This window comes from Paenibacillus bouchesdurhonensis, from assembly GCF_900155685.1.
Taxonomy (GTDB): domain Bacteria; phylum Bacillota; class Bacilli; order Paenibacillales; family Paenibacillaceae; genus Fontibacillus; species Fontibacillus bouchesdurhonensis.
Map to the genome: position 1 here is coordinate 1,542,053 of NZ_LT732548.1, position 21,011 is coordinate 1,563,063.

Genomic DNA, 21,011 nt, shown 5'->3' on the forward strand with positions numbered 1-21,011 from the left:
GTCCCGTGTGCAGAATTGTCTGCCACGGGACAGCTCCTTTTGATATATTCTAAAGCTGTCCTCCATACCAAGTTAAGGTACCTAAGGCGTAAGATATGGAATATCCTAATAGGATGCCGGACAGCACGATACCCATAAAGATCCAATCCCGCCAGCGAATCTTCATTTGAAAGTAGAAATCGCGCTTGCCGCCGGTAAAACCGCGAGACACCATAGCAACGGCTACTCGTTCGGATTTACGGATCGCGCTTGCGAGAAGAGGAATGCTGTATCTCTTAAAGGCATGGAGCAGCGAACGAACATCTCGCTTCTCCCGCCATATGCCCCGCATTCGGTGAGCCTGCTGCATAATGCGCAGCTCTTCGCGAAACAAGGGCAGAAAACGAAATCCAGCCAGTATGCCGTATGCAAGCTTGGGCGGGAGTTTACATTGCTGCATGAGACTGAACATGAACTTCACGGGCTCCGTCGTCAGGACGAACATGAGTGAAAGCGCCGAGAACATTAAAGTGCGCAGGGCGAGCGAGAGAGCCAGGCTGAACCCAGCCTCCGTCATCTGCAGCGGTCCCCATGATAGGAGTAACTTCGAATCCTGAGGCAAATCGGAACGTGGGAAGAGCGCTGCCGTCCAGAAATAACCGATAGCCATAATGAAGAAAGGCAGGAACAACAGCAGCCATCTGCGCCAGGAAATCCGGCCGAATATCACCGTTACCATCAAAACATAAATTAGACTAACGGAGATCGTGATCGGATCAAAGGCGAATGATAACAAGATTACTCCCAAAATGACCGTAAGTCCCTTAAGGGATGGATTCATTTCATTCAACAGCTCGCTAAACGCGCCGGATGTTTTCATATCAGCACCTCCTCGCAAGCTTCCCGCATCTCCTGGAGCGATAATCGCAGCTTATTTTTTAAATAAGCGGAGAGAGGAGGAAGTAGCTTATGTGACAGTAGCTGCTCCTCGGGCCAATCCCACAAATCTATCGGACTGCCGTCCCACTGAATGGCTCCTTGGCTCAGCACGATTACCCGATCGGCAAATTGCTGGACGAGCTCCATATCATGAGTGATCATGATGACGGTAAGCCCGCGATCCACTCGGGCGCGCAGCGAATTCATCAGCTCCAAGGCAGAATATGCGTCCTGCCCGAAGGTGGGCTCGTCGCATAGCAGAATCTGCTGTTCTTCGGACAGCATAGCAGCTACGCTCAAGCGGCGTTTCTGCCCTTGACTAAGCGCGAAGGGGCTGAAGTCTCTGCGGTGCTGCAGCCGATATTGATCGAGCAGTGCATTAACTCGCTCGGAAATGGTTTCTTCGGGCAGCTTTTGCAGCCGCAAGCCGAAGGCTAGTTCGTCGTAGACGGTATCTGTCACGAATTGGTGCTCCGGATGCTGGAATATGAGGCCGATGCGCTTGCGCAGCTGCTGCTCCGGCCAACCCGTTAGTGCCTTGCCGGATAAGCGGATCATTCCAGAGGAAGGCTCTAATATTCCCGACAGGAGCGCGGCCAAAGTGGACTTGCCCGCACCGTTCGGGCCGACCAGAGCAATAAACTGTCCGGCAGGAATGGATAGGGAGAGCTGATCGAGAATCCTTCGCCCGCCGCTGCGCTCAAAGGAGATATTATCGATATGCATTAAGCTTTCCGCACTGCTTCCATTTGCTGATTTACTGTTAATCTCTGCTGCTTTTCTAGTTTCGGCTGCTTGTTCCAACTGCTGGAGAACTGCATGCTTTACGGAGTCGGGTTCGTTCAACCACAATTTGGCGAGCTCATCTCTAGTCAAAGGCTGCCATGCTGATTTTAGTTTCGCTTCCAGTTGCTCGTGAAGGCGGACAGCTCCCGGCATCCATATTCCTAATTGCCGTGCTTCTTCTTTAGAATTAGCGAAATAAGCCCTTGGCTCGCCTTCGTAAATCAACTTTCCTCCTGCGCCCATTACGGCTAGGCGGTCTACATAGGGCATCCATGCGTCCAATTGATGTTCGATGAGCAAGACGCTCATTTGGCGCTGTTTGCGTATTGAGTCGATTAGATTCGATAAATTCCAGCAGGCTTCCGGATCCAAGTTGGATGTCGGCTCGTCGAGAATGAGCACCTCGGGGTTCAGTACCAGGGCACAAGCCAGCGCTAGCCGTTGCTTCATTCCCCCGGATAAGGCATGAATATGCGCATCCCGCCATTCAGTTAATTCGACGAGCTCTAGTGCTTCGTCGATTTTTGCACTAATTTGCTCCCGTGGGCATCCGATGTTTTCCAGGCAAAAGGCAAGTTCCTCCTCCACCTTCAGCATACAGAACTGACTGTCCACATCTTGGAACACGATCCCCACCTGCTGGGCAATCGTCCCGGGATCTTGCCCTTCCAAAGACTGGCCGTGCAAATAAACGCTGCCATTAACGACGCTGTCAATGGCTGAAGGGTATACCCGGTTCAAGCATAGAGCCATGGAGCTTTTGCCGCAGCCTCCGGGGCCAAGAAGCAGCATGAGCTCACCTTGATGCAAGCGGAGGGAGAGGGAGGAGAATACAGGCTCCTCGTCCTCCTCGCTAAAAGCTAGCGACAAATCTTTGGTCTTCAGAACAATCGGCTTATCCATCATTTCCTCATTCGTACCCATCGTGCGCATTGCTTTCTGTTCGCGCGATGGACATTGAAGTCCGGTATTCATTATAGCTTCACCGAAGATTGTTTCTGGCGTGCGGCTTGAGCCGCTTCTTTGCCGATCGGGAAGCTTCTCAATACACCGGTACGAGCCAGCGCATCGGAAATCCATTTCCCAAGCAGGCCCGCGAGAACGGCTCCGCTGATCACGCGCATGATGAACATTGAAATGACGAGCCCCGTGGATAAAGCGGCGAATCCGGACTGGAAGAAGCCCCAAGCAAAACTGAATACGGCTGCGCCTACACCAGCACCTATTAATACAGGCGTGTTGTAGTAACGATATCTGACAACGGCGAATGCTGCTTCCGCCCCGAGACCCTGAATAAAGGCGGACAGGATCAGAATTGGGCCGGTGACGTTACCGATGAGCACTTCGATGGTACCGGCAATCGTCTCAGACAGCAGGGCTGCTCCAGGCTTGCGCAAAATATAGGCAGAAATGATCGAGACGATAAACCAAATTCCAAAAATGACCTCGTACCCCATCGGGCCCATAAAACCAACAAGAACATTTCCGATTTGCAGAAAAACTAAATATACGACAGCAAAAACGACGGATAATGAACTAAGAACAATAATGTCACGAAGCTTCCAGGACGACATCGTTATTCCCCCCTATTTTGCAGATGTTCTGGTTTGGCGGACGGACTGTTACATGAAAAGGTAGCTGTCATTACAAGATGAGAAGTCTGCGTGCTCGACGTTACAAAGGCGTTCTCCAGCGACCGGAATACTTCGTGGGCGTCTCCATCCAAGCGGCTGGCGTAATGAATGCCGCCGGAGAAAGTTCCCTCTGCCTCAGCAGATTTTACCGCGTCATAAATGACATCCATATAGTGCGGCACACCCATCGGGTAGAGCGCGAATTGTACTGCAGTGTCAATGGCAAATCCGCTAGCCTCATTTAAGCGGACATCATCCTCGGACATGAAAACGTCGCCCTCTGTGTCCCCAGGGCAGCCGACAGAAAATGTTGCACTAAGGACAACGTGCTCCCCGCTTTTGGCTGCTTGAAGAAATATAGATTTGACCACGTCGAATACATGCTCATGGCGACCCCGTACGCAAGTACTCACATCATCGCTTTGGATCCAGACTTTGGACGTATCGGTATTCTTCAGGGCGCCAAGAATGACAGGCACGAAGCGATCAGTCATTGGAAATAATGAAAAGCGGCAGCCGACAATGCGGCTGCTGCCGCATGCTGCGGGTTTAACTTGTTCGTTGAATGAATTGCTCATGATACTTGTTCCTCCCTTGATAAGTTAGTAAGTGTCGATAACGACAAAAAAACCGCACCCGAAGAGTGCAGTTGTATCGATACAGGCTAGTTCGCTTTAGCATAGCAAAGCAATCATGCAGCGCCGTTCATCGTTTCCCCGCACTTCCCCACGCTAGTATGATCTAGATCGGGTGTAAAGGGTTAACCGTATCCTTGATCAGGAACGATCTCTCAGCCAGTAAAGGCACCCCTAGTGCTTGATTCGTTATGCGGTTTTCAATGGTTCCCATTATACAGAGTTCCTTTGAATTGTAAAGCCCTTGTTCGAATGAACTGGTCTATATTCTTGCAAAAATTCATATTGTATCGTTAGAAGAGAGGACAAGGAGCGTGCGGATCGTGAACAAGGCGAAGATGACATTCCGGTTCGATGAACAAGGGCGCGTAGCCCGATATGCGGGGGCGGCAGGCGAGAGCCAGAAGAATGAATCATCCCCGGCCAGATCTACTCGAGAAGTATATGAAATCTCAGGTGAAAGTCGAATTCCCCCCCCCCTAACCTATCGTGCAGTGGAATCAGCAGATTATTGGGGGGACCCATTGACGGATCAAGCTGCTACGGGGATAGCTGTATTTCCTGAGCATGAAAAACCGGATGGCGGTAATTATTACTTCCAGAGAACGAGAACCTCATGGTGGAAGGTGGTCGGTTCTTTGACCGGCGCTGTTGTAACGGGGGCGCTTTTTGGATTTGTCGTCCTGTCCATGTTCAATCAGGAAATAACGGTACCTATACCTGGCATAGGCGTACCGAAGCAGGAAGCTGCCGGGGAAGCGGCGGATATCCCCGTGCTGGGCAGTGTGATCAGCAAGGAGCAGATGCCGCTCGTTCAAGTCGTTTTACCTTCGCAAAGCTATCATTTCCTGCAATATGGCGTATTCAGCACGGCGGAGGGGGTAGAGCTGGCTCAACAGCAATTGCGTGATTCAGGCATCGCCGCTGCACGGGATACGCTGGATGAAAAACGGGTGTATGCAGGAGTTTCTCCTGATCGCGAGGAAGCTAAATTGTTGAGCGGCAGGTTGAAGACAGGGGGCGTTCATCTTATATTGCACGAGATATCTTTGCCGGAATCAGCTACGGTTGAATATAACGGAGACGCAGCCTCCCTTCAGCAATATTTAGCGCAAAGTGCGGATCTAGTATATATGCTCAGCTCTTCCTCAGCAGCTTTATTGGGAGAAGCTTCGCCTACACGGCAGAGTCAAGAGGAGACGGGGCAGCTTCGGGAAAGTCATCAGCTATGGACTAAAAGCGCTGCCTTGATTCGGGGCAAGCTGTCGGCTTCAGCAGAGGGCGAGGTGAAGGAAATGGAGAAAGCGATGAACAGTGCGGTCGAGGCCATGGGGGAATTTAATGAGAAGGGCGAGCAGACGATGCTCTGGGAAGTGCAAAATGAAATGATGCGATTTATAATGGCCGAACAGAAATTGGTAGGGAATCATTGAGCGAAGGAAATTTTGGCAAGGCAGGGAAATTTGGAAATAGTTCCCCCTGCCTTTTTTATGTTTGTATTGCCGATCAATTAACCTTATAATAATGAAGTGCCAAAGTGTCAAAAAATGGCGAGGTGACAAGCTCTGCGAGCTTGCCCTACGAACGACGTATAAAGGAGAATCCGAACCTTGGAATTTGCAGCTTCATCAGCACGACATGTCGTGTTGGCCTCGACTTCACCACGCAGACGGGAACTGCTGGCTTCTCTACATATTTCGTTTGAAGTCATGCCGAGTGATGCCGATGAGACAACGCCGGATCATTGGGCGCCGGAGCAGATCGTCACGGAGCTGGCGCTGCGTAAAGCGAAAGCGGTTCATGCAACGCTTGGGCCAGCCTCCCGCCAAGCCGTTATCCTCGGCAGTGATACGATTGTTGTCCTGGACGGACAAGTGCTTGGCAAGCCCCAGGATGAAGCGGAAGCAGCCTCAATGCTGCGCTCTTTGCAGGGACGAAGTCATCATGTATACACTGCCGTAGCTTGTATTGATGCGATTACAGCAAGAGCGGAAGTCGAATATCGCTCCACTCTGGTTACGATGAGAGCTCTAACAGAAGATGAGATCGTCGCATATGCCAAGACCGGGGAAGGTCTGGATAAAGCGGGGGCTTATGCGATCCAGGGACTCGGGGCTATTTTTGTCACGGGAATCGATGGTTGTTACTTCAGCGTCGTAGGATTGCCGCTGTCATTGGTCAGTGAAATGCTTGGCCGCTTTGGAGTCCACGTTCTGAAGTAATCCAATCAAACGAATGTTGTAACAAATAACTTCATATTTACGTTGTTAAGAAAGAGGAAGAGATAAAGCATATCCTTCCGCCATGAATTTTGCTGGCAGCCGGCTAGCCGGACATCTGCCTAATTATTCGGAAGCGAGGGATATAAATGAATATGCCGCAATATTTACTGCGTGATATGCCTAGTGAGGAAAGACCGAGAGAACGCATGATGCAATATGGAGCGGGCTCGCTCAGTCATGCTGAACTGCTGGCAATTCTATTTCGGACAGGTACTCGGGATGAATCGGCTGTTCATTTGGCTCAGCGCGTTCTCAGCAATATAGGCGGAATACGCAATCTTGTAGATATTAGTTTGGACGAGCTGGTGAAGCTAAAGGGCATCGGCCCCGCCAAAGCCGTGCAGCTTAAGGCGGGAATTGAGCTGGGCCAACGGCTTGCCAAAGCGAGGCTTCCGGAAGCTCAAGTCATTCGCAGCCCCCGCGATGCGGCGGATATCCTCATGGAGCAGCTGCGTTATTTGCAGAAGGAACATTTTGTCTGTTTATTTTTGAATACGAAAAATCATATCATTGCTCAGGAGACGCTTTCCATCGGAAGCTTGAATTCTTCAATCGTCCATCCACGAGAGGTGTTTCGCGCAGCGATTAAATGCAGCAGCGCCTCTGTCGTATGCGCCCACAATCATCCAAGCGGAGATCCAACGCCAAGCCCGGAGGATATCCGGATGACGGAGCGCCTGTGCGAAGCCGGGGAGATCGTCGGAATCGACGTGCTGGATCATATCGTGATCGGGGACGGGGAATTCATAAGTTTGAAGGAGCAAGGCTTGATGTAATATAATAGACCAGATACAGAAGGAAAGGAAGATTACAGCATGTTAGGTGGTTTCACGAAAGACTTAGGGATTGACTTGGGTACGGCGAATACGCTCGTTTATATTCGAGGTAAAGGAATTATTGTAAGAGAACCGTCGGTAGTTGCGATGAATACAGATAATAAGAGCATTGTAGCGGTCGGAGAATCGGCCAAGAAGATGATCGGTAGAACGCCAGGCAATATCCGTGCTATCCGTCCGATGAAGGATGGCGTTATTGCCGACTTCGACACGACTGCAACGATGATAAAATATTTTATTCGCCAGGCTCAGAAGCAGCGTTCCTTGTTCCAGCGCCATCCGAATGTAATGGTATGTGTGCCGTCCGGGATTACGGCTGTAGAGCAGCGGGCGGTAGAGGATGCCACGAAGCAGGCGGGAGCACGTGAAGCCTACACGATTGAAGAACCTTTTGCGGCAGCTATTGGAGCCGATCTTCCCGTATGGGAGCCAACCGGCAGCATGGTTGTGGATATCGGCGGAGGTACGACAGAAGTTGCTGTAATCTCTCTCGGAGGCATCGTCACCAGTAAATCTGCTCGTGTAGCGGGCGATGATATGGATGATTCCATCATTCAATATATCAAGCGCCAATATAACCTGATGATCGGCGAAAGAACATCGGAGCAGTTGAAGATGGATGTAGGCTCGGCGCTTCCGCTTGAGCAGGTGGAAACTATGGAAATTCGCGGGCGGGATCTCGTGACCGGCTTGCCGAAGACGATCTCCATCACATCGGATGAAATTACCGAGGCGCTCGGCGATACGGTGAATGCGATCGTCGAAGCGGTGAAGGTAACGCTGGAGAAATGTCCGCCTGAGCTGGCGGCCGATATTATGGATCGGGGCATTGTGTTGACTGGCGGCGGTGCGCTGCTCCGCAATCTGGATAAGCTGCTGGCCAAAGAGACGGGTATGCCTGTCATCGTGGCCGAGCATCCGCTCGATTGTGTTGCCATCGGTACGGGGAGAGCTCTCGATAATATCCATTTGTTCAAATCAAGAAGCAGTTCGGCTCTGCGCAAACGCTAATTTTTTATCATTGGCGAATGGAGAACACGAACTTTGATGATAAAACGGCGCCGTCCTGAATTGGACGGCTGTGCCGTTTTTCTATAGTAAATAGAGTGGACTCGTGGAGAGGAGAATTTGTAAGGTTGGAGGGTGCTTAAACTGTTTAAGCTGCTTGGCAACAAAAGATTGTTTATTTTGCTCATGGGACTCATTCTTTTTATCGCCATAATGGGATTTACGCTCGGGCCCCGGGCGAATTTGTCATGGCCGGAGAAGTTCGTGAAGGATACGGTAGGCTTTGTGCAGTCTGTTTTTTATAAGCCTGCTTCTTATATCTCGGGCTTGATCGAAGATATCTCCAACTTACGCTCTCTGCAAGAGGAGAACGAACAACTCAAAATCGCCTTGTCTCACTACACTAGAGATAAGGCCATCTATAATCGGATTGAGCAGGAGAACGCCCGTCTGTACGAATTGCACAAATTTACGGAAGCCCAGAAGAATCAATACAACTACACCTACCGGATCGCCCAAGTGGTAAGCGTGAACAATGATCCGATTAACCGAACGATTAAAGTGAACCTGGGGAGCAAGGACGGCGTCAAGGTGGGGTATGCTGTTATTTCGGCTGAAGGACTTGTGGGTACGGTCAGCCGGGTCAGCAACTTCACTTCGACCGTGAAGCTGTTGACAACGATGGATGCGAAGGATCCGAATTCCAATGGAATTTCGGCAACGGCGCAAGGCAAAGAGAATGAAGTATTTGGAGTCGTTGAGACATTTGATAGCAACAAGGGCATGTTCCTGATGAATAAAATCGACGATCCTTCGTCGATAGCCATTGACGACACGATTGTGTCGTCCGGCGTCGGCGGTGCCTTCCCGCGAGGGATGGTCATCGGCAAGGTCAAAGATATTCAAGTTGGAGAGTATGGCATGACCTATACGGCATTTATCGAGCCGGCAGCAAGCTTCACGGATTGGAAAGAGTTGATTGTGGTGTACACACCGGAGGTCTTGGAGTAGTGAGGAGCAAACGCAAACAAATATTGATCCTGCTATTGTTCGTATTGTTTATTATTGAAGGAACGATCATTCCGTGGATTATTCCCGATTCGTGGCAGACGCGGGTTGTTCCTCATCTGGCCTATATCGCGATTCTGTTCATTACCGTTTACGACAATCGGCACAGCGGCTTAGTGCTTGGGCTGCTTTTCGGCTTGCTGCAGGATGTTGTATTCTACGGCTCGATCATCGGGGCTTATTCCTTTGCCATGGGACTGTCCAGTTACTTGCTCGGTCTCGTATTCCGTTCTCCGAGGGCCCCGCTTCCGCTGATGATGATTGTTATCATGATCGGAAGCATTTTGCTGGATTCAATCCTGTTCGCGACGTACTCATTATTTGAGCTGACGCATCAACCTTATACCTGGGCTTTAATGAATCATATTATTCCGAACGTGTTCGTTCACATTGTATTCGCCCTGGCTATTTACGTTCCTCTTAGACGCCAGCTCGAGCTGATTACCAAGCGCCGATCCTCCGAGAGCCAGGCCTGACATTTCGTGCTTTTCCTTAGGGAAGCAGGAACTTTGATGCTCCTGCACGAATTGAATAGGAGGGAGGGACAGGCTTATGACAGTGAAATCTAACCACGTTACGATCAAGGGCATCAAAGATGGCCTGGTTTTCCTGCTCGACGATGAGTGTGATTTGCAACAGCTTGTGGATGAGCTGCGCTATAAGGTAGAGCATAGCCATCAGAACATACTGACAGGTCCGATTATTCATGTTGATGTCAAACTGGGCAAGCGAATTGTGACAGATGCGCAGAAGGAAATGATCCTTGATATATTGAAGCAAAAAGGCAATTTGCTGGTTCGATCCGTGGACTCTCCGTTGGCGGAAGAAGATCAGCCGAAGGAAGGGACGCTAACGACGCTAAGCGGTATTGTTCGTTCCGGCCAGGTTTTGCATCATGACGGTAATTTACTGTTTCTTGGAGACGTCAATCCAGGAGGGACGATTTCCTGTACTGGCGATGTGTTCATTCTGGGCGCTTTGCGGGGGATGGCTCATGCCGGGGCAGAGGGCAAACAAGATTCCATTATAGCAGCATCTTATTTATCGCCGACTCAGCTGCGGATTGCCGAGATATATAGCCGTCCACCTGATGAATGGGAGCATCGTGAGAGCAGTATGGAATTTGCGTATTTACTTGATGGGAAGATGCAAATTGACAAAATAACGAACATAACCCGGGTGCGTCCGGACTTTAACGTGTTCAGAGGGGTGTAAACTATGGGAGAAGCTATCGTTGTCACTTCGGGGAAAGGCGGCGTCGGCAAGACGACAACTTCCGCAAATATCGGTACGGCTCTGGCGCTGCTTGGCAAAAAGGTATGTCTTGTTGATACGGACATCGGCCTGCGAAATCTGGATGTGGTCATGGGGCTGGAGAACCGGATTATTTACGACTTGATTGACGTAGCCGAAGGGCGCTGCCGCTTAAATCAGGCTTTGGTGAAGGATAAGCGTTTTGATGAGCTGTATATGCTGCCGGCTGCACAGACGAAAGATAAAAATGCCATCTCCGCAGAGCAGGTCAAAGATATTGTTCTTGAGCTGAAGAAGGAATATGAATATGTCATTATTGACTGCCCTGCCGGCATAGAACAGGGTTTCAAGAATGCCATCGCTGGAGCAGATCAAGCAATCGTTGTTACAACGCCGGAGCATGCTGCAGTTCGTGACGCGGATCGTATTATCGGCCTGCTGGAGAGCTCGCATATCGGTTCGCCGAAGCTTGTTGTCAACCGGATCAAAGTGGATATGGTGAAGTCTGGCAGCATGCTGGATATTGAAGGCATATTGCAAGTGCTCAATATCGATCTGATCGGTGTCGTGCCGGATGATGAGCTTGTCATTAAAGCGGCGAATAGCGGAGAACCCACCGTAATGAATCCTGACTCCAAGGCAGCAATCGCTTATCGTAACATTGCGCGGCGCATCTTGGGAGACACTGTTCCTTTGATGCTGCTTGATCAGAAGAAAGGCATGTTTACACGCTTTAAGAAGTTTTTCGGAATGGGTTGATCCTAGTTGTTCTTTAAACTTAAAAAAATCGATTGGCTTATGGTTGCGATCCTAGCCATCTTCATGATTATGAGCACCTTGCTCGTCCACAGTGCAATTGCCCCTTATGCGCCTGATTTCAAAAATTATGATCTGAAGACTTTGATTTTCTATGGCCTTGGCTTCGCAGTGGTATTCGGTATGTCAGTTGTCGATTACCGCACATTGCTTCGTTATAGCTGGTACATTTACGGAACGGGCTGTTTACTGCTCGTTCTTGTCTTCTTATTTGCACCGGAAATTAACGGTGCGCGCAGCTGGTTTGAGCTGCCTGGAGGACTGCTGTTCCAGCCTGCCGAGCTGGTTAAAATTATATTAATTATGATCACCGCCTATTTGCTTGGCAAACGGGAAGGCCGGCTGCTCAGCTTCCGGCGGGACGTCATTCCGATTACAGCGATAACGCTACTCCCCTTTATGCTGGTTCTGATCCAGCCGGATTTAGGAAATGCGATCATCTATCTTGTGGTGCTCTGTGCCATGCTTTGGATCGGAAATACGAAGTATAGCCATGTGCTTGTTGGTCTGACGGCACTCGTTGCCTTTCTGATTGTGTTCGTCACCTTGTTCAATATTTATAATCAGCAGATTCATGATTATTTGGACGATAAGGGGAAATTGCACTGGTATCAACGGATTAATACGTTTATTAATCCGGACGAAGCATCGAATGATGCCAAGCATCAGTCTAGCTACGCTAAAATTGCCATCGGCTCCGGCGGACTGATGGGGGATGGATTTTTGCAGGGAGAGCTCAAGAACAAACGGTTTGTACCTTACCCGTATTCGGATTCGATTTTTGTCGTTATTGGTGAAGAGTTTGGTTTCGTAGGGTCATCGATCCTGATGCTGCTATACTTCCTGTTTATTTATAGGATGATTCAAATTGCGCTTCGTTGTATAGATAAGCGGGGAGCTTATATCATCGTAGGGATTGCGGCGATGTTCCTATTCCAAATTTTTGAGAATGTAGGCATGATGATCGGCCTGATGCCGATTACGGGCATTACCCTCCCGTTCATCAGCTATGGAGGGACATCATTGCTTCTGAACATGCTGTGCATAGGTTTGGTGTTCAGCATCAAGCTGCATCAGGAGAAATATGAAGTAGATTAGAACCGGCGCTCATCACGCTGGTTTTTTGCGTTAAAATCGGGGGTGCCATCGCTGCTAAGGCTTGTTCATATTCCGCCGCTGCTGCTCATAAACTAAATACAACATGTCTACCGGGTACAGCTTTGAATTAATCGTATTCGGGATGAGCGCCTGATGCTATCGGAGAGGAATGAGAGCGATGGACGTAAAGTCGAATGTGAAGCGGCGGCGGGAAGAGCGGATCAAGCAATTAATTATTGGTGAAGCTGGAGTCCCCGCCGCAACGTCTCCGTTTGCCAAGAGAAATAGTTACGAAGCAGCTGATTTTAACCATATTATTGAAGAGCAGCGCATAGAGGAATTCCGTCGAAATCCAAAGGGCGCAGATGAAAGAGAGCAGGATCCCGAATGGATGTGGAAGCACGGACAAGGACGATGGAAGGATTCCGACCTATTTGGAGGGCAGATGCCTCCCATGCTGCCGGATGAAGGGAAGCGCTCTTCCTTTTGGAGTATGTTGTTTATTCGCCTAAGCATCAGTGTGCTGCTTTTCATCGGTATTTGGGCGATTAATCGCTATGAACCTCCTTGGTCGGGATCGATCCGTTTATTTGTAGCCCATTCCTTAACTCATGAAATGGACTTCGGAGCGGCAGAGGCATGGTATAAACGAAATTTTGGAGGAGCCCCGACCTTTATTCCGATATTCAAGCAAAATGAAGATCATGGGGTCAAAGTCAACCATTCGAGCAGCTTTACGGTTCCGTTGGAAGGAAAGATCGCTGGGGCCTTTGCGCTCAGTTTAAAGGGAGTAAATATTGTGCCTGCCAGTGATTCGAATACAGGCTTACAGGTTAAAAGCGTAGAAACAGGCAGAGTGCTTAGCGTCAGCAACGACGCCTTTACAGGGCAGACGGTTACTGTTCAGCATGCCAACGGGTATGCGTCAATTTATGGCCACCTGCATCAAGCTTTTGTGGAAAAAGGGGATTGGGTGGAGTCCGGAGATTTGATCGGGAAGCTTGAAGCGCCGTTTGAGCAGGGGCTGCCAACCCTTTATTTTGCATTGCAAAAAGATGAGCGCTATATTGATCCGGCGGATGTGATTCCATTTGATTAGATGGGGCGGCATTACGATATCCTTTCACCCGTTATTTGTTCTCGTCATGCTGGCTTCAGTTATTACTGGCCACTTTGTGGAATTGATTACGCTGTTCGCGATCGTATTTATTCATGAATGGGGGCATGTTGCCGCAGCAAAGTGGCTTGGCGTTAACGTTGCTTCTGTGCAGTTGCTGCCTTTCGGCGGCGTCGCTGTGATGGAAGATACCACATTTTTGAGCGCAGGCCGCGAAATGCTCATCGCCCTTGCCGGGCCTTTGCAAAATGGGCTATTGATCAGTTTGGCCTGGCTCCTTCATGTCTGCGGATTGTGGAACGGGCCCTTCTATGAATATTTTGTGCAGGGGAATATATTGATTGCTTTATTCAACTTGCTTCCGGTGCTGCCGCTGGATGGGGGGAAAATATTTCAGTCCCTGTTCAGCATCATTTTGCCGTATCATTTGGCGTTAGTCTGCTCGCTGCGCATTAGCTTATTATTCAGCTTGATCATTATTGGATATGCACTGTCCCCCTTTTTGCTGCAAACTGGTGTGCTGCAGTTAAACTTGCTATTGATTGGCTTGTTTCTTCTCTACTCCAATTATGTGGACTACCGCAACATCCCTTATCGATTTATGCGCTTTCTGATGAACAGGGATCGTTCGTTCTCGCATCATCTGTTGCATGGCAGCCTGGCTCAGCCGATTGTAGCGGATAAAGCGCAACCTTTGGAGCATATTTTGCGTCTATTTAAAAGGGAAAAGTACCATTTTATTTATGTAATGAATGGACGAGGCAAAATTATTGCGGTCTTGCCGGAACAAAGGGTAATTTCTTCCTATTTTAAAGGTGGGCCTGCGACGTAGCATCCTGCCGTGGTATAATCAGAAAATATAATCGTGGTACAACGCAGACAGAGGGTGAGATCATGAAACGGATGATTGTTCACTGCAAATCCGGCTCAACCGAGATGGCACTGCAGGAAGATGGCAGACTGGTGGAATATGCTGCCGAGCGCTGCCAGGCTAGAGGGCTTGTTGGCAGTTTTTTTAAAGGGCGCGTAGTTAATGTGCTGCCCGGCATGCAAGCTGCATTTGTAGATATCGGACAGAAGAAGAATGCCTTTCTATATATTGATGATGTGCTCCATCCCCATTTGGAAAGACAACCGAAGGTGAAGCCGCTCATATCCGAGCTGCTTCAGCCCGGTCAGGATGTGATCGTGCAGGTCGTGAAGGACGCTATTGGCAATAAAGGGCCAAGAGTTACAACGCATTATTCCCTTCCAGGCCGCTGGCTCGTATATATGCCGTCAGCCGCCTATGTTGCAGTTTCTAAGAAGATTATAGACGAGGAGAAAAGGCAACGTTTAAAAGGAATAGGCGAGCAGCTGCGGCAGGAGGAAGAGGGACTTATTCTCCGGACGGTAGCCGAGCTTGAGGAGCTGGAGGCGATCTCTCTTGATTTGTCGCTGCTGCGGAAGCAATGGGCTGCCATTTTGGAGAAAAATAAGATTAGCCTCGCGCCGGCTTTGCTGCATCAGGATCTTAGCATGGTTCAAAGGCTGATGAGGGACGTTTACAGCCCGGAGACGGATGAGATTATTATGGATTGCCCTCAACGGGCCGAGGAAGTCGCTTCGTTTCTGGAAATTATGCTTCCCGGAAATCCGCAGCCTATCAAAATCTATAAGAAGGACATTCCCTTATTTGAATTTTACGGTGTGCAAAACCAGTTGGATAAGGATTTTCAGCGGAAGGTGTGGCTGCCGGGCGGGGGATATTTAGTCTGGGATCAAACAGAGGCGCTTACGGTCATTGATGTGAATACTGGAAAATACGTCGGCGGGAACTCACTGGAGGAAACGGTGTTCCAGACCAATCTGGAGGCGGCGGCCGAAATGGCCAGATTGATTCGTTTACGGGACACTGGAGGAATTATTATCGTCGATTTCATCGACATGGATCAAGACGAGCATCGCGACGCTGTACTGGACAAGCTTCACAGCTGCATGCAGGGCGATCGAACTCAGCATCATATTCTCGGCTGGACAAGGCTTGGATTGCTTGAAATGACACGGAAGCGAATTCGGGAAGAAACGGCTACTTCAAGCATGGATTAAATTTAACGAAAGTAATTGATTTTAGCTATACCCCATGATATTATATTAGGGTATGTGTCATAAGTGTAGCTTGTGCACATGCTGTAACCGCTCCGATCAGGTCAACAAGATCGTCGCATCTCGCGGCGCACCTGAATTAGGCGAGTCTGAGACATGAGGAGGTGCAAGCAAATGTACGCAATTATCGAAACTGGCGGTAAACAATACCGTGTTCAAGAGGGCGATGTTCTTTACATCGAGAAATTGAACGCAGAGGACGGCACAAGCGTGACGTTCGACCGTGTATTGGCCGTATCCAAAGGCGAAGGTTTGGTAGCGGGAACTCCTGTAGTAGCCGGTGCTAGTGTGACAGCGAAAGTTGAAAGACATGGCAAAGGCCGCAAGGTTGTCGTTTACAAATACAAACCAAAGAAGAACTACCACAAGAAACAAGGTCATCGTCAACCATACACGAAAGTGACCATCGAGAAAATCCAAGCGTAAGAAGGTGACGTACCTTGATTAGCGTCTCCATATTGCGTCGCAAGGATAACGACATACATGGTTTCAAAGTGGAAGGTCATGCCCATTACGCTGAGCCAGGTCAAGACATTGTGTGTGCCGGGGTATCAGCCGTTACCGTTGGTACGGTTAATTCCATCGAATCGCTAACCGGAATCGTGATGGATTCCAAGATGAAGAACGGGTTCTTGAACGCGAGTCTTCCTCTTGTCGAGCAACCGAAGGCTCAAGAGCAGGCGCAACTGCTTCTTGCTTCTATGGTCGTTATGCTGCAAAGTATCGAATTATCATACGGTGAGTATATTCAGATACAAGATATCATTATTTAAAGAAGGAGGTAGACTATAATGTTGAAATTGGATCTCCAGTTATTCGCATCCAAGAAGGGTGTAGGTTCCACAAAGAACGGTCGTGACAGCATTGCTAAACGCCTTGGCGTAAAACGTGCTGACGGCCAAACTGTAACAGGCGGAAGCATTCTTGTTCGTCAACGCGGAACGAAGATTCATCCGGGAACCAACGTAGGAATCGGTAAAGACGATACGCTGTTTGCAAAAGTAGATGGCGTTGTTAAATTCGAACGTTGGGGACGTGATCGCAAGAAAGTGAGCGTCTACCCTGTGGAAGTTGCTCCTGTAGCAGCTGCAGTCGAAGCTTAAGTGCTTCATCTGCCATAGCTTGGCTTATGAGCCCTCGGCACTCGTGCCGAGGGCTTTTTTATTCAAATATCCTTTATTTAATTCCTTGCCGGGACAAGGATTGTGATATACTGGTTAAAGATGTTAAAAGTATAGTAAGGTCTTGTTATCCAAATGAAGAGGAACGGGGAAATTCATGAAACATCGGTTCGCAGTGCCGGTCATTGCCGGAACACTTACGCTTGCTCTGTTGGTAATATTGTACTTCGTGGATTCGACAGTATGGTATGTTGTGTTGTGCGTATGTTTGCTGGCGGTGTTATGGGGTTATATCAAGTATTTGAAGGAACAGGCGGCTAATGAGCGCAAGCAGCTGTTAGAGTCGGTTCAAAGAACTGCGGCCGCTACGCTGGGCCACCATCGGCATGACTGGATGAACGACCTGCAAATATTGTATGGATACATTCAACTGGGCAAAATTGATAAACTGGCCAGCTGTGTGGACAGAATAAAGGAAAGGATGGCTGTGGAGAGTAAAATATCCCGCTTAGGCATCCCTTCATTGGTTTTTTATTTGCAATCGTTTCGTGAAGTAAATAGTTCAGTTCAACTTGCGGTAAATATCGAGGGTGATTTGGAGCTCGGCAAGCTGCTTACCACTGAAGACGCTGAGGAATTGACAGAGGCCATTATTGCGACGATCCGTGCTTTTCAGTTCACAGGCCGTTCTTCCTGGGGAGAAATGCTCCAGCTTAGCATGTCGATATGCCTTGAGCATAATGAGGTGCTGATCAGCTTTGAACAGGAAGGAACATCGGGAAATGCGGAAATTCTTATGAAACGGCTGGATGAGATTGTATCAGGGAAGCGAATCCGAGCCGAGCGTGGGAATTCCACATTAGCCTCTGTTCGATTGCGAATGCTGTGCGGAAATTTAAAAGAGGTGAACGCATGTTTATAGATAAAGCGAAAGTATATGTAAAGGGCGGCGACGGTGGCGATGGCATCGTTGCTTTTCGCCGGGAGAAATATGTTCCGGAAGGCGGCCCAGCGGGCGGTGACGGCGGTAAGGGCGGCGATGTGATATTCCGTGTCGATGAAGGTCTTCGCACGCTGATGGATTTCCGCTATCAACGTCACTTTAAGGCGGATCGAGGTGTCAAAGGACGGAATAAAAGCCAGCATGGCGCAAACGCAGAGAACATGATTGTGCGGATTCCGCCAGGCACGGTCGTTATCGATGACGACACTCAAGAAGTGCTCGCTGATTTGACTAGACACGGCCAGCAGATCATTGTGGCTAGAGGCGGCCGCGGGGGACGGGGGAATACTCGCTTTGCGACACCGAGCAATCCGGCTCCCGAACTCGCCGAGCACGGAGAAGAAGGCCAGGAGCGATGGATCGTGCTGGAGCTGAAGGTTATGGCCGATGTAGGTCTCGTGGGTTTTCCGAGCGTGGGCAAATCTACGCTGCTATCAGTTGTGTCGGCAGCTCAGCCTAAAATTGGCGCGTATCATTTTACGACGATAACACCGAACCTCGGTGTAGTGGACGTCGACGAAGGGCGAAGCTTCGTGATGGCTGACCTTCCGGGCCTGATAGAGGGGGCGCATGAAGGTGTTGGACTGGGTCATGAATTTCTCCGTCATGTTGAGCGAACGCGCGTAATTATCCATGTAGTCGATATGGCTGGGTCTGAAGGCCGCGATCCGTTCGACGACTGGCTGAAAATCAATGAAGAGCTCAAGCTGTACAACGCTGACCTGGAGAAACGTCCGCAAATTGTAGCCGCCAACAAAATGGATATGCCTGAGGCGGAGGAGCATCTCGCAAAATTCCGCGAACAGGTAAGCGAGGTTCGTCCCGATCTGGAGATTATGCCGATTTCTTCGTTAACTCGGCAGGGTGTTAAGGATTTGCTCTATAGGACAGCCGATTTGCTGGATCAGATTCCAGAGGAGCCGGTGCTGGAGGAAATTACAGATTTGAACGAGCGCAAAGTTTATAAGCTGGTCAAAGAAGAAGAACAAGACTTTATCATTCGTCGCGAGAACGAGGACTTTGTCGTCGAAAGCGCGAAGATCGAAAGAATGATGAAGCGAATGCAATTGAATACGCATGATGCGATTCTGAAGCTCGCGCGTACGCTTCGCCATATGGGCGTAGATGACGAATTGCGTAAACGCGGTGCAAAGGATGGAACGATCGTTCGAATTGGCGATTTTGAATTCGAATTTGTCGAGGGAAGCAGCTACTATTGATGCTTTCCTTGAGAGGAGCACCTGTTGGGTGCTCTTTTTTTGTAAAGATATTTAAGAAAGTATCTAATCCGGAGACTTCGCTTCCTGATAACGCTTGACATACTGCCGCTAAAATACGATCTATCTTCTTTGAATGTACGTCGACAGACATTTTCCTTATCTCCAAAGCATGTGGAAGAAAATCCGCAAAAATCTGTGCGGAAAATAGGTTGCCTCCGGACATTCTTTCCGTTATAATGTCCACTATACGAAAACAACAGTCTTTAAGGGGAGGACGTTTGTGAAGGAGCGTTATTACTTGGTTCGTGAGGATATTTTGCCGGAAGCGGTGATCAAGACGCTTCAAGTGAAGCAACTGCTAGCCGCCGGAGACGTCAAAACTGTACATGAAGCGACGCTGCAGGTCGGGCTTAGCCGCAGTGCTTTTTATAAGTATAAAGACGGCATTCATCCATTGAATCAAATGGAACGGGAAGAAATCGTCACGATATCGTTCGACTTGGAGCACCGCTCCGGTATCTTATCGCAAGTGCTGTCTTTGCTTGCCGGATCGGGCGGAAATGTACTCACGATTAATCAGAGCATTCCTTTGCAAGGAAGAGCCAATGTCGTCATTTCCGTAGAGACCTCGCGGTTGACGGAGGAACTCGATAAGATGATGAAGGCTCTGCAAGAAATCTCCGGCGTTAAGAGAATTCAAATTGTCGGTCAAGGATAGGTATCTCCCGCAATAACACAATATCGATAATAACCCGTATTGGGAATAGGAGGGGACTCATATTGAAACCCGTTAAGGTAGGATTACTGGGGCTTGGCACTGTAGGAACTGGCGTGGTACGCATCGTTGAAGGTCACCAGGAGGATCTAAGCAGCCAGGTTGGATCTCCGATAATCATTGAGAAGGTCTCGGTCAAAAACCTGGACAAGGCTAGGAGCATTGAAATCGAGCAAAGCAAGCTTACGGAGGATCCTTGGGAAGTCATTCGCGATCCAGAAATCGACGTTATTGTCGAAGTGATGGGTGGTGTCGACCAAACCAAAGAATATATTCTCGAAGCATTGGATCGCGGTAAACATATCGTGACGGCGAACAAAGATTTAATGGCGCTTTACGGCTCGGAAATTATGGCTAAGGCGCTGGAAAAGCAATGCGACGTATTCTATGAAGCAAGTGTGGCGGGAGGCATTCCGATCATTCGGACGCTGATCGAAGGTTTCTCTTCCGATCGAATCGTTAAGATTATGGGGATCGTCAATGGGACGACGAACTATATTCTGAGTAAGATGAGCCAGGAGGATGCATCTTATGGGGATGTCCTTAAGGAAGCTCAGGAGTTAGGCTATGCAGAAGCTGATCCTACTGCTGACGTGGAAGGTCTGGATGCGGCCCGGAAGATGGTCATCCTGGGATCTTTAGGCTTTCGCACGAATGTTGAGCTTAGCGATGTTGATGTCCGCGGCATTTCCAGTGTATCCAAAGAGGATATCGCCTATGCGAAAAAGCTCGGTTATGAGATGAAGCTGCTCGGCATCGCCGATCGTCAAGATGATGAGTTTAGCGTCAGTGTACAACCTACGATGGTGAAGAAGAATCATCCGATTGCGGCCGTTAACGGCGTGTTCAACGCAGTCTACGTCCATGGCGAAGCGGTTGGCGAGACGATGTTCTATGGCGCAGGCGCCGGTGAAATGCCCACGGCTACTTCCGTGGTAGCAGATCTCGTAGCGGTGGTGAAGAACCTGAAGCTGGGGGTTAACGGTTTGAAAGCGATGGTTCCTTATAAACAGAAGAGGCTGAAGACCGACGAGCAAATTTCTTATAAAAACTTCCTGTTGCTTGAGGTCGACGACAAAGCGGGTGTCCTCGCTCAAATCACCCAGGTATTCGGGGAATATGATGTAAGTCTGGAATCGGTCGTTCAATCGCCGAACGAACATACGCCAGATGCAGAAATCATTATTGTTACGCATCATGCTACAAAAGCGAATATGGATAAAGTGTTGAAGCATTTCGAGACGCTGAAGGTCATTCGCCGGATCAAGAGTTTATATCGTGTAGAAGGTTAAGCT

23 protein-coding genes, 1 riboswitch and 1 other annotated feature are annotated in these 21,011 nt (G+C 49.2%); of the genes, 19 read left to right on the forward strand and 4 right to left on the reverse strand.

Annotated elements, in window-relative coordinates; all coding sequences use genetic code 11:
• Positions 1-49 precede the first annotated feature (49 nt).
• The 4 genes from CZ379_RS11435 to CZ379_RS11450 are packed head-to-tail and all read right to left on the reverse strand — an operon-like array spanning position 50 to position 3,916.
• The gene (locus CZ379_RS11435; RefSeq protein ID WP_110931742.1) at positions 50-859 is read right to left on the reverse strand and encodes an energy-coupling factor transporter transmembrane component T family protein; all 810 of its coding nucleotides are present in this window, start codon (positions 857-859) and stop codon (positions 50-52) included.
• Entirely contained in the window at positions 856-2,679 is a 1,824-nt protein-coding gene (locus CZ379_RS11440) for an ABC transporter ATP-binding protein (protein WP_199925579.1), read from the reverse strand. The genes CZ379_RS11435 and CZ379_RS11440 overlap by 4 nt, the downstream gene beginning before the upstream one ends.
• On the reverse strand, positions 2,679-3,278 hold the full coding sequence (locus CZ379_RS11445) for an ECF transporter S component (protein WP_110931744.1): 600 nt from the start codon (positions 3,276-3,278) through the stop codon (positions 2,679-2,681). Before CZ379_RS11445 ends, CZ379_RS11440 begins: the two co-directional genes overlap by 1 nt.
• A gap of 2 nt (positions 3,279-3,280) precedes the next feature.
• A complete protein-coding gene (locus CZ379_RS11450) occupies positions 3,281-3,916 on the reverse strand; it encodes a YkoF family thiamine/hydroxymethylpyrimidine-binding protein (RefSeq protein ID WP_110931745.1) in 636 nt (211 codons plus the stop codon).
• Between the two features lie 128 nt (positions 3,917-4,044).
• Positions 4,045-4,159, reverse strand: a riboswitch (TPP riboswitch).
• 137 nt (positions 4,160-4,296) lie between these two features.
• Here CZ379_RS11450 and CZ379_RS11455 point away from each other — a divergent pair.
• The 19 genes from CZ379_RS11455 (at position 4,297) to CZ379_RS11545 (ending at position 21,008) form a co-directional block, all read left to right on the forward strand.
• The gene (locus tag CZ379_RS11455; RefSeq protein WP_234404891.1) at positions 4,297-5,406 is read left to right on the forward strand and encodes an SPOR domain-containing protein; all 1,110 of its coding nucleotides are present in this window, start codon (positions 4,297-4,299) and stop codon (positions 5,404-5,406) included.
• A 177-nt stretch (positions 5,407-5,583) separates the two neighbouring features.
• Positions 5,584-6,195, forward strand: a complete 612-nt coding sequence (locus CZ379_RS11460; RefSeq protein WP_110931747.1) for a Maf family protein — start codon at positions 5,584-5,586, stop codon at positions 6,193-6,195.
• 146 nt (positions 6,196-6,341) lie between these two features.
• Positions 6,342-7,031 (forward strand): RadC family protein, encoded by a 690-nt coding sequence (gene radC, locus CZ379_RS11465; protein ID WP_110931748.1) that lies wholly within the window; start codon positions 6,342-6,344, stop codon positions 7,029-7,031.
• A 39-nt stretch (positions 7,032-7,070) separates the two neighbouring features.
• Entirely contained in the window at positions 7,071-8,102 is a 1,032-nt protein-coding gene (locus tag CZ379_RS11470; RefSeq protein ID WP_110931749.1) for a rod shape-determining protein, read from the forward strand.
• 132 nt (positions 8,103-8,234) lie between these two features.
• A complete protein-coding gene (gene mreC / locus CZ379_RS11475; protein WP_110931750.1) occupies positions 8,235-9,110 on the forward strand; it encodes a rod shape-determining protein MreC in 876 nt (291 codons plus the stop codon).
• Entirely contained in the window at positions 9,110-9,643 is a 534-nt protein-coding gene (mreD, locus tag CZ379_RS11480) for a rod shape-determining protein MreD (protein ID WP_110931751.1), read from the forward strand. The genes mreC and mreD overlap by 1 nt, the downstream gene beginning before the upstream one ends.
• 76 nt (positions 9,644-9,719) lie before the next feature.
• Positions 9,720-10,382, forward strand: coding sequence for a septum site-determining protein MinC (gene minC, locus CZ379_RS11485; protein WP_110931752.1), 663 nt, complete (start codon positions 9,720-9,722; stop codon positions 10,380-10,382).
• A gap of 3 nt (positions 10,383-10,385) precedes the next feature.
• Positions 10,386-11,180 (forward strand): septum site-determining protein MinD, encoded by a 795-nt coding sequence (gene minD / locus CZ379_RS11490; protein WP_110931753.1) that lies wholly within the window; start codon positions 10,386-10,388, stop codon positions 11,178-11,180.
• Between the two features lie 6 nt (positions 11,181-11,186).
• Positions 11,187-12,335 (forward strand): FtsW/RodA/SpoVE family cell cycle protein, encoded by a 1,149-nt coding sequence (locus CZ379_RS11495; protein ID WP_199925580.1) that lies wholly within the window; start codon positions 11,187-11,189, stop codon positions 12,333-12,335.
• 178 nt (positions 12,336-12,513) lie between these two features.
• Positions 12,514-13,434 (forward strand): M23 family metallopeptidase, encoded by a 921-nt coding sequence (locus tag CZ379_RS11500; protein ID WP_110931754.1) that lies wholly within the window; start codon positions 12,514-12,516, stop codon positions 13,432-13,434.
• Entirely contained in the window at positions 13,427-14,284 is an 858-nt protein-coding gene (locus tag CZ379_RS11505) for a M50 family metallopeptidase (RefSeq protein ID WP_110931755.1), read from the forward strand. The genes CZ379_RS11500 and CZ379_RS11505 overlap by 8 nt, the downstream gene beginning before the upstream one ends.
• Before the next feature lie 62 nt (positions 14,285-14,346).
• A complete protein-coding gene (locus CZ379_RS11510) occupies positions 14,347-15,540 on the forward strand; it encodes an Rne/Rng family ribonuclease (protein WP_110931756.1) in 1,194 nt (397 codons plus the stop codon).
• 75 nt (positions 15,541-15,615) lie between these two features.
• Positions 15,616-15,698 (forward strand) — a sequence feature (ribosomal protein L21 leader region).
• Between the two features lie 13 nt (positions 15,699-15,711).
• A complete protein-coding gene (gene rplU, locus CZ379_RS11515) occupies positions 15,712-16,023 on the forward strand; it encodes a 50S ribosomal protein L21 (RefSeq protein WP_110931757.1) in 312 nt (103 codons plus the stop codon).
• 14 nt (positions 16,024-16,037) lie between these two features.
• Positions 16,038-16,370 carry a ribosomal-processing cysteine protease Prp gene (locus tag CZ379_RS11520; protein WP_110931758.1) on the forward strand — a complete coding sequence of 111 codons (333 nt, stop codon included), beginning with the start codon at positions 16,038-16,040 and terminating at the stop codon, positions 16,368-16,370.
• A gap of 18 nt (positions 16,371-16,388) precedes the next feature.
• Positions 16,389-16,700, forward strand: coding sequence for a 50S ribosomal protein L27 (gene rpmA, locus CZ379_RS11525; protein ID WP_019638294.1), 312 nt, complete (start codon positions 16,389-16,391; stop codon positions 16,698-16,700).
• 175 nt (positions 16,701-16,875) lie between these two features.
• Positions 16,876-17,640: a Spo0B domain-containing protein gene (locus tag CZ379_RS11530; protein ID WP_110931759.1), complete on the forward strand. Its 765-nt coding sequence runs from the start codon at positions 16,876-16,878 to the stop codon at positions 17,638-17,640.
• Complete coding sequence (gene obgE, locus CZ379_RS11535) at positions 17,631-18,941, forward strand: GTPase ObgE (RefSeq protein WP_110931760.1); 1,311 nt, start codon at positions 17,631-17,633, stop codon at positions 18,939-18,941. Before CZ379_RS11530 ends, obgE begins: the two co-directional genes overlap by 10 nt.
• A gap of 280 nt (positions 18,942-19,221) precedes the next feature.
• Entirely contained in the window at positions 19,222-19,659 is a 438-nt protein-coding gene (locus CZ379_RS11540) for an ACT domain-containing protein (RefSeq protein WP_110931761.1), read from the forward strand.
• 62 nt (positions 19,660-19,721) lie between these two features.
• Positions 19,722-21,008, forward strand: coding sequence for a homoserine dehydrogenase (locus tag CZ379_RS11545; RefSeq protein WP_110931762.1), 1,287 nt, complete (start codon positions 19,722-19,724; stop codon positions 21,006-21,008).
• Positions 21,009-21,011: the final 3 nt, after the last annotated feature.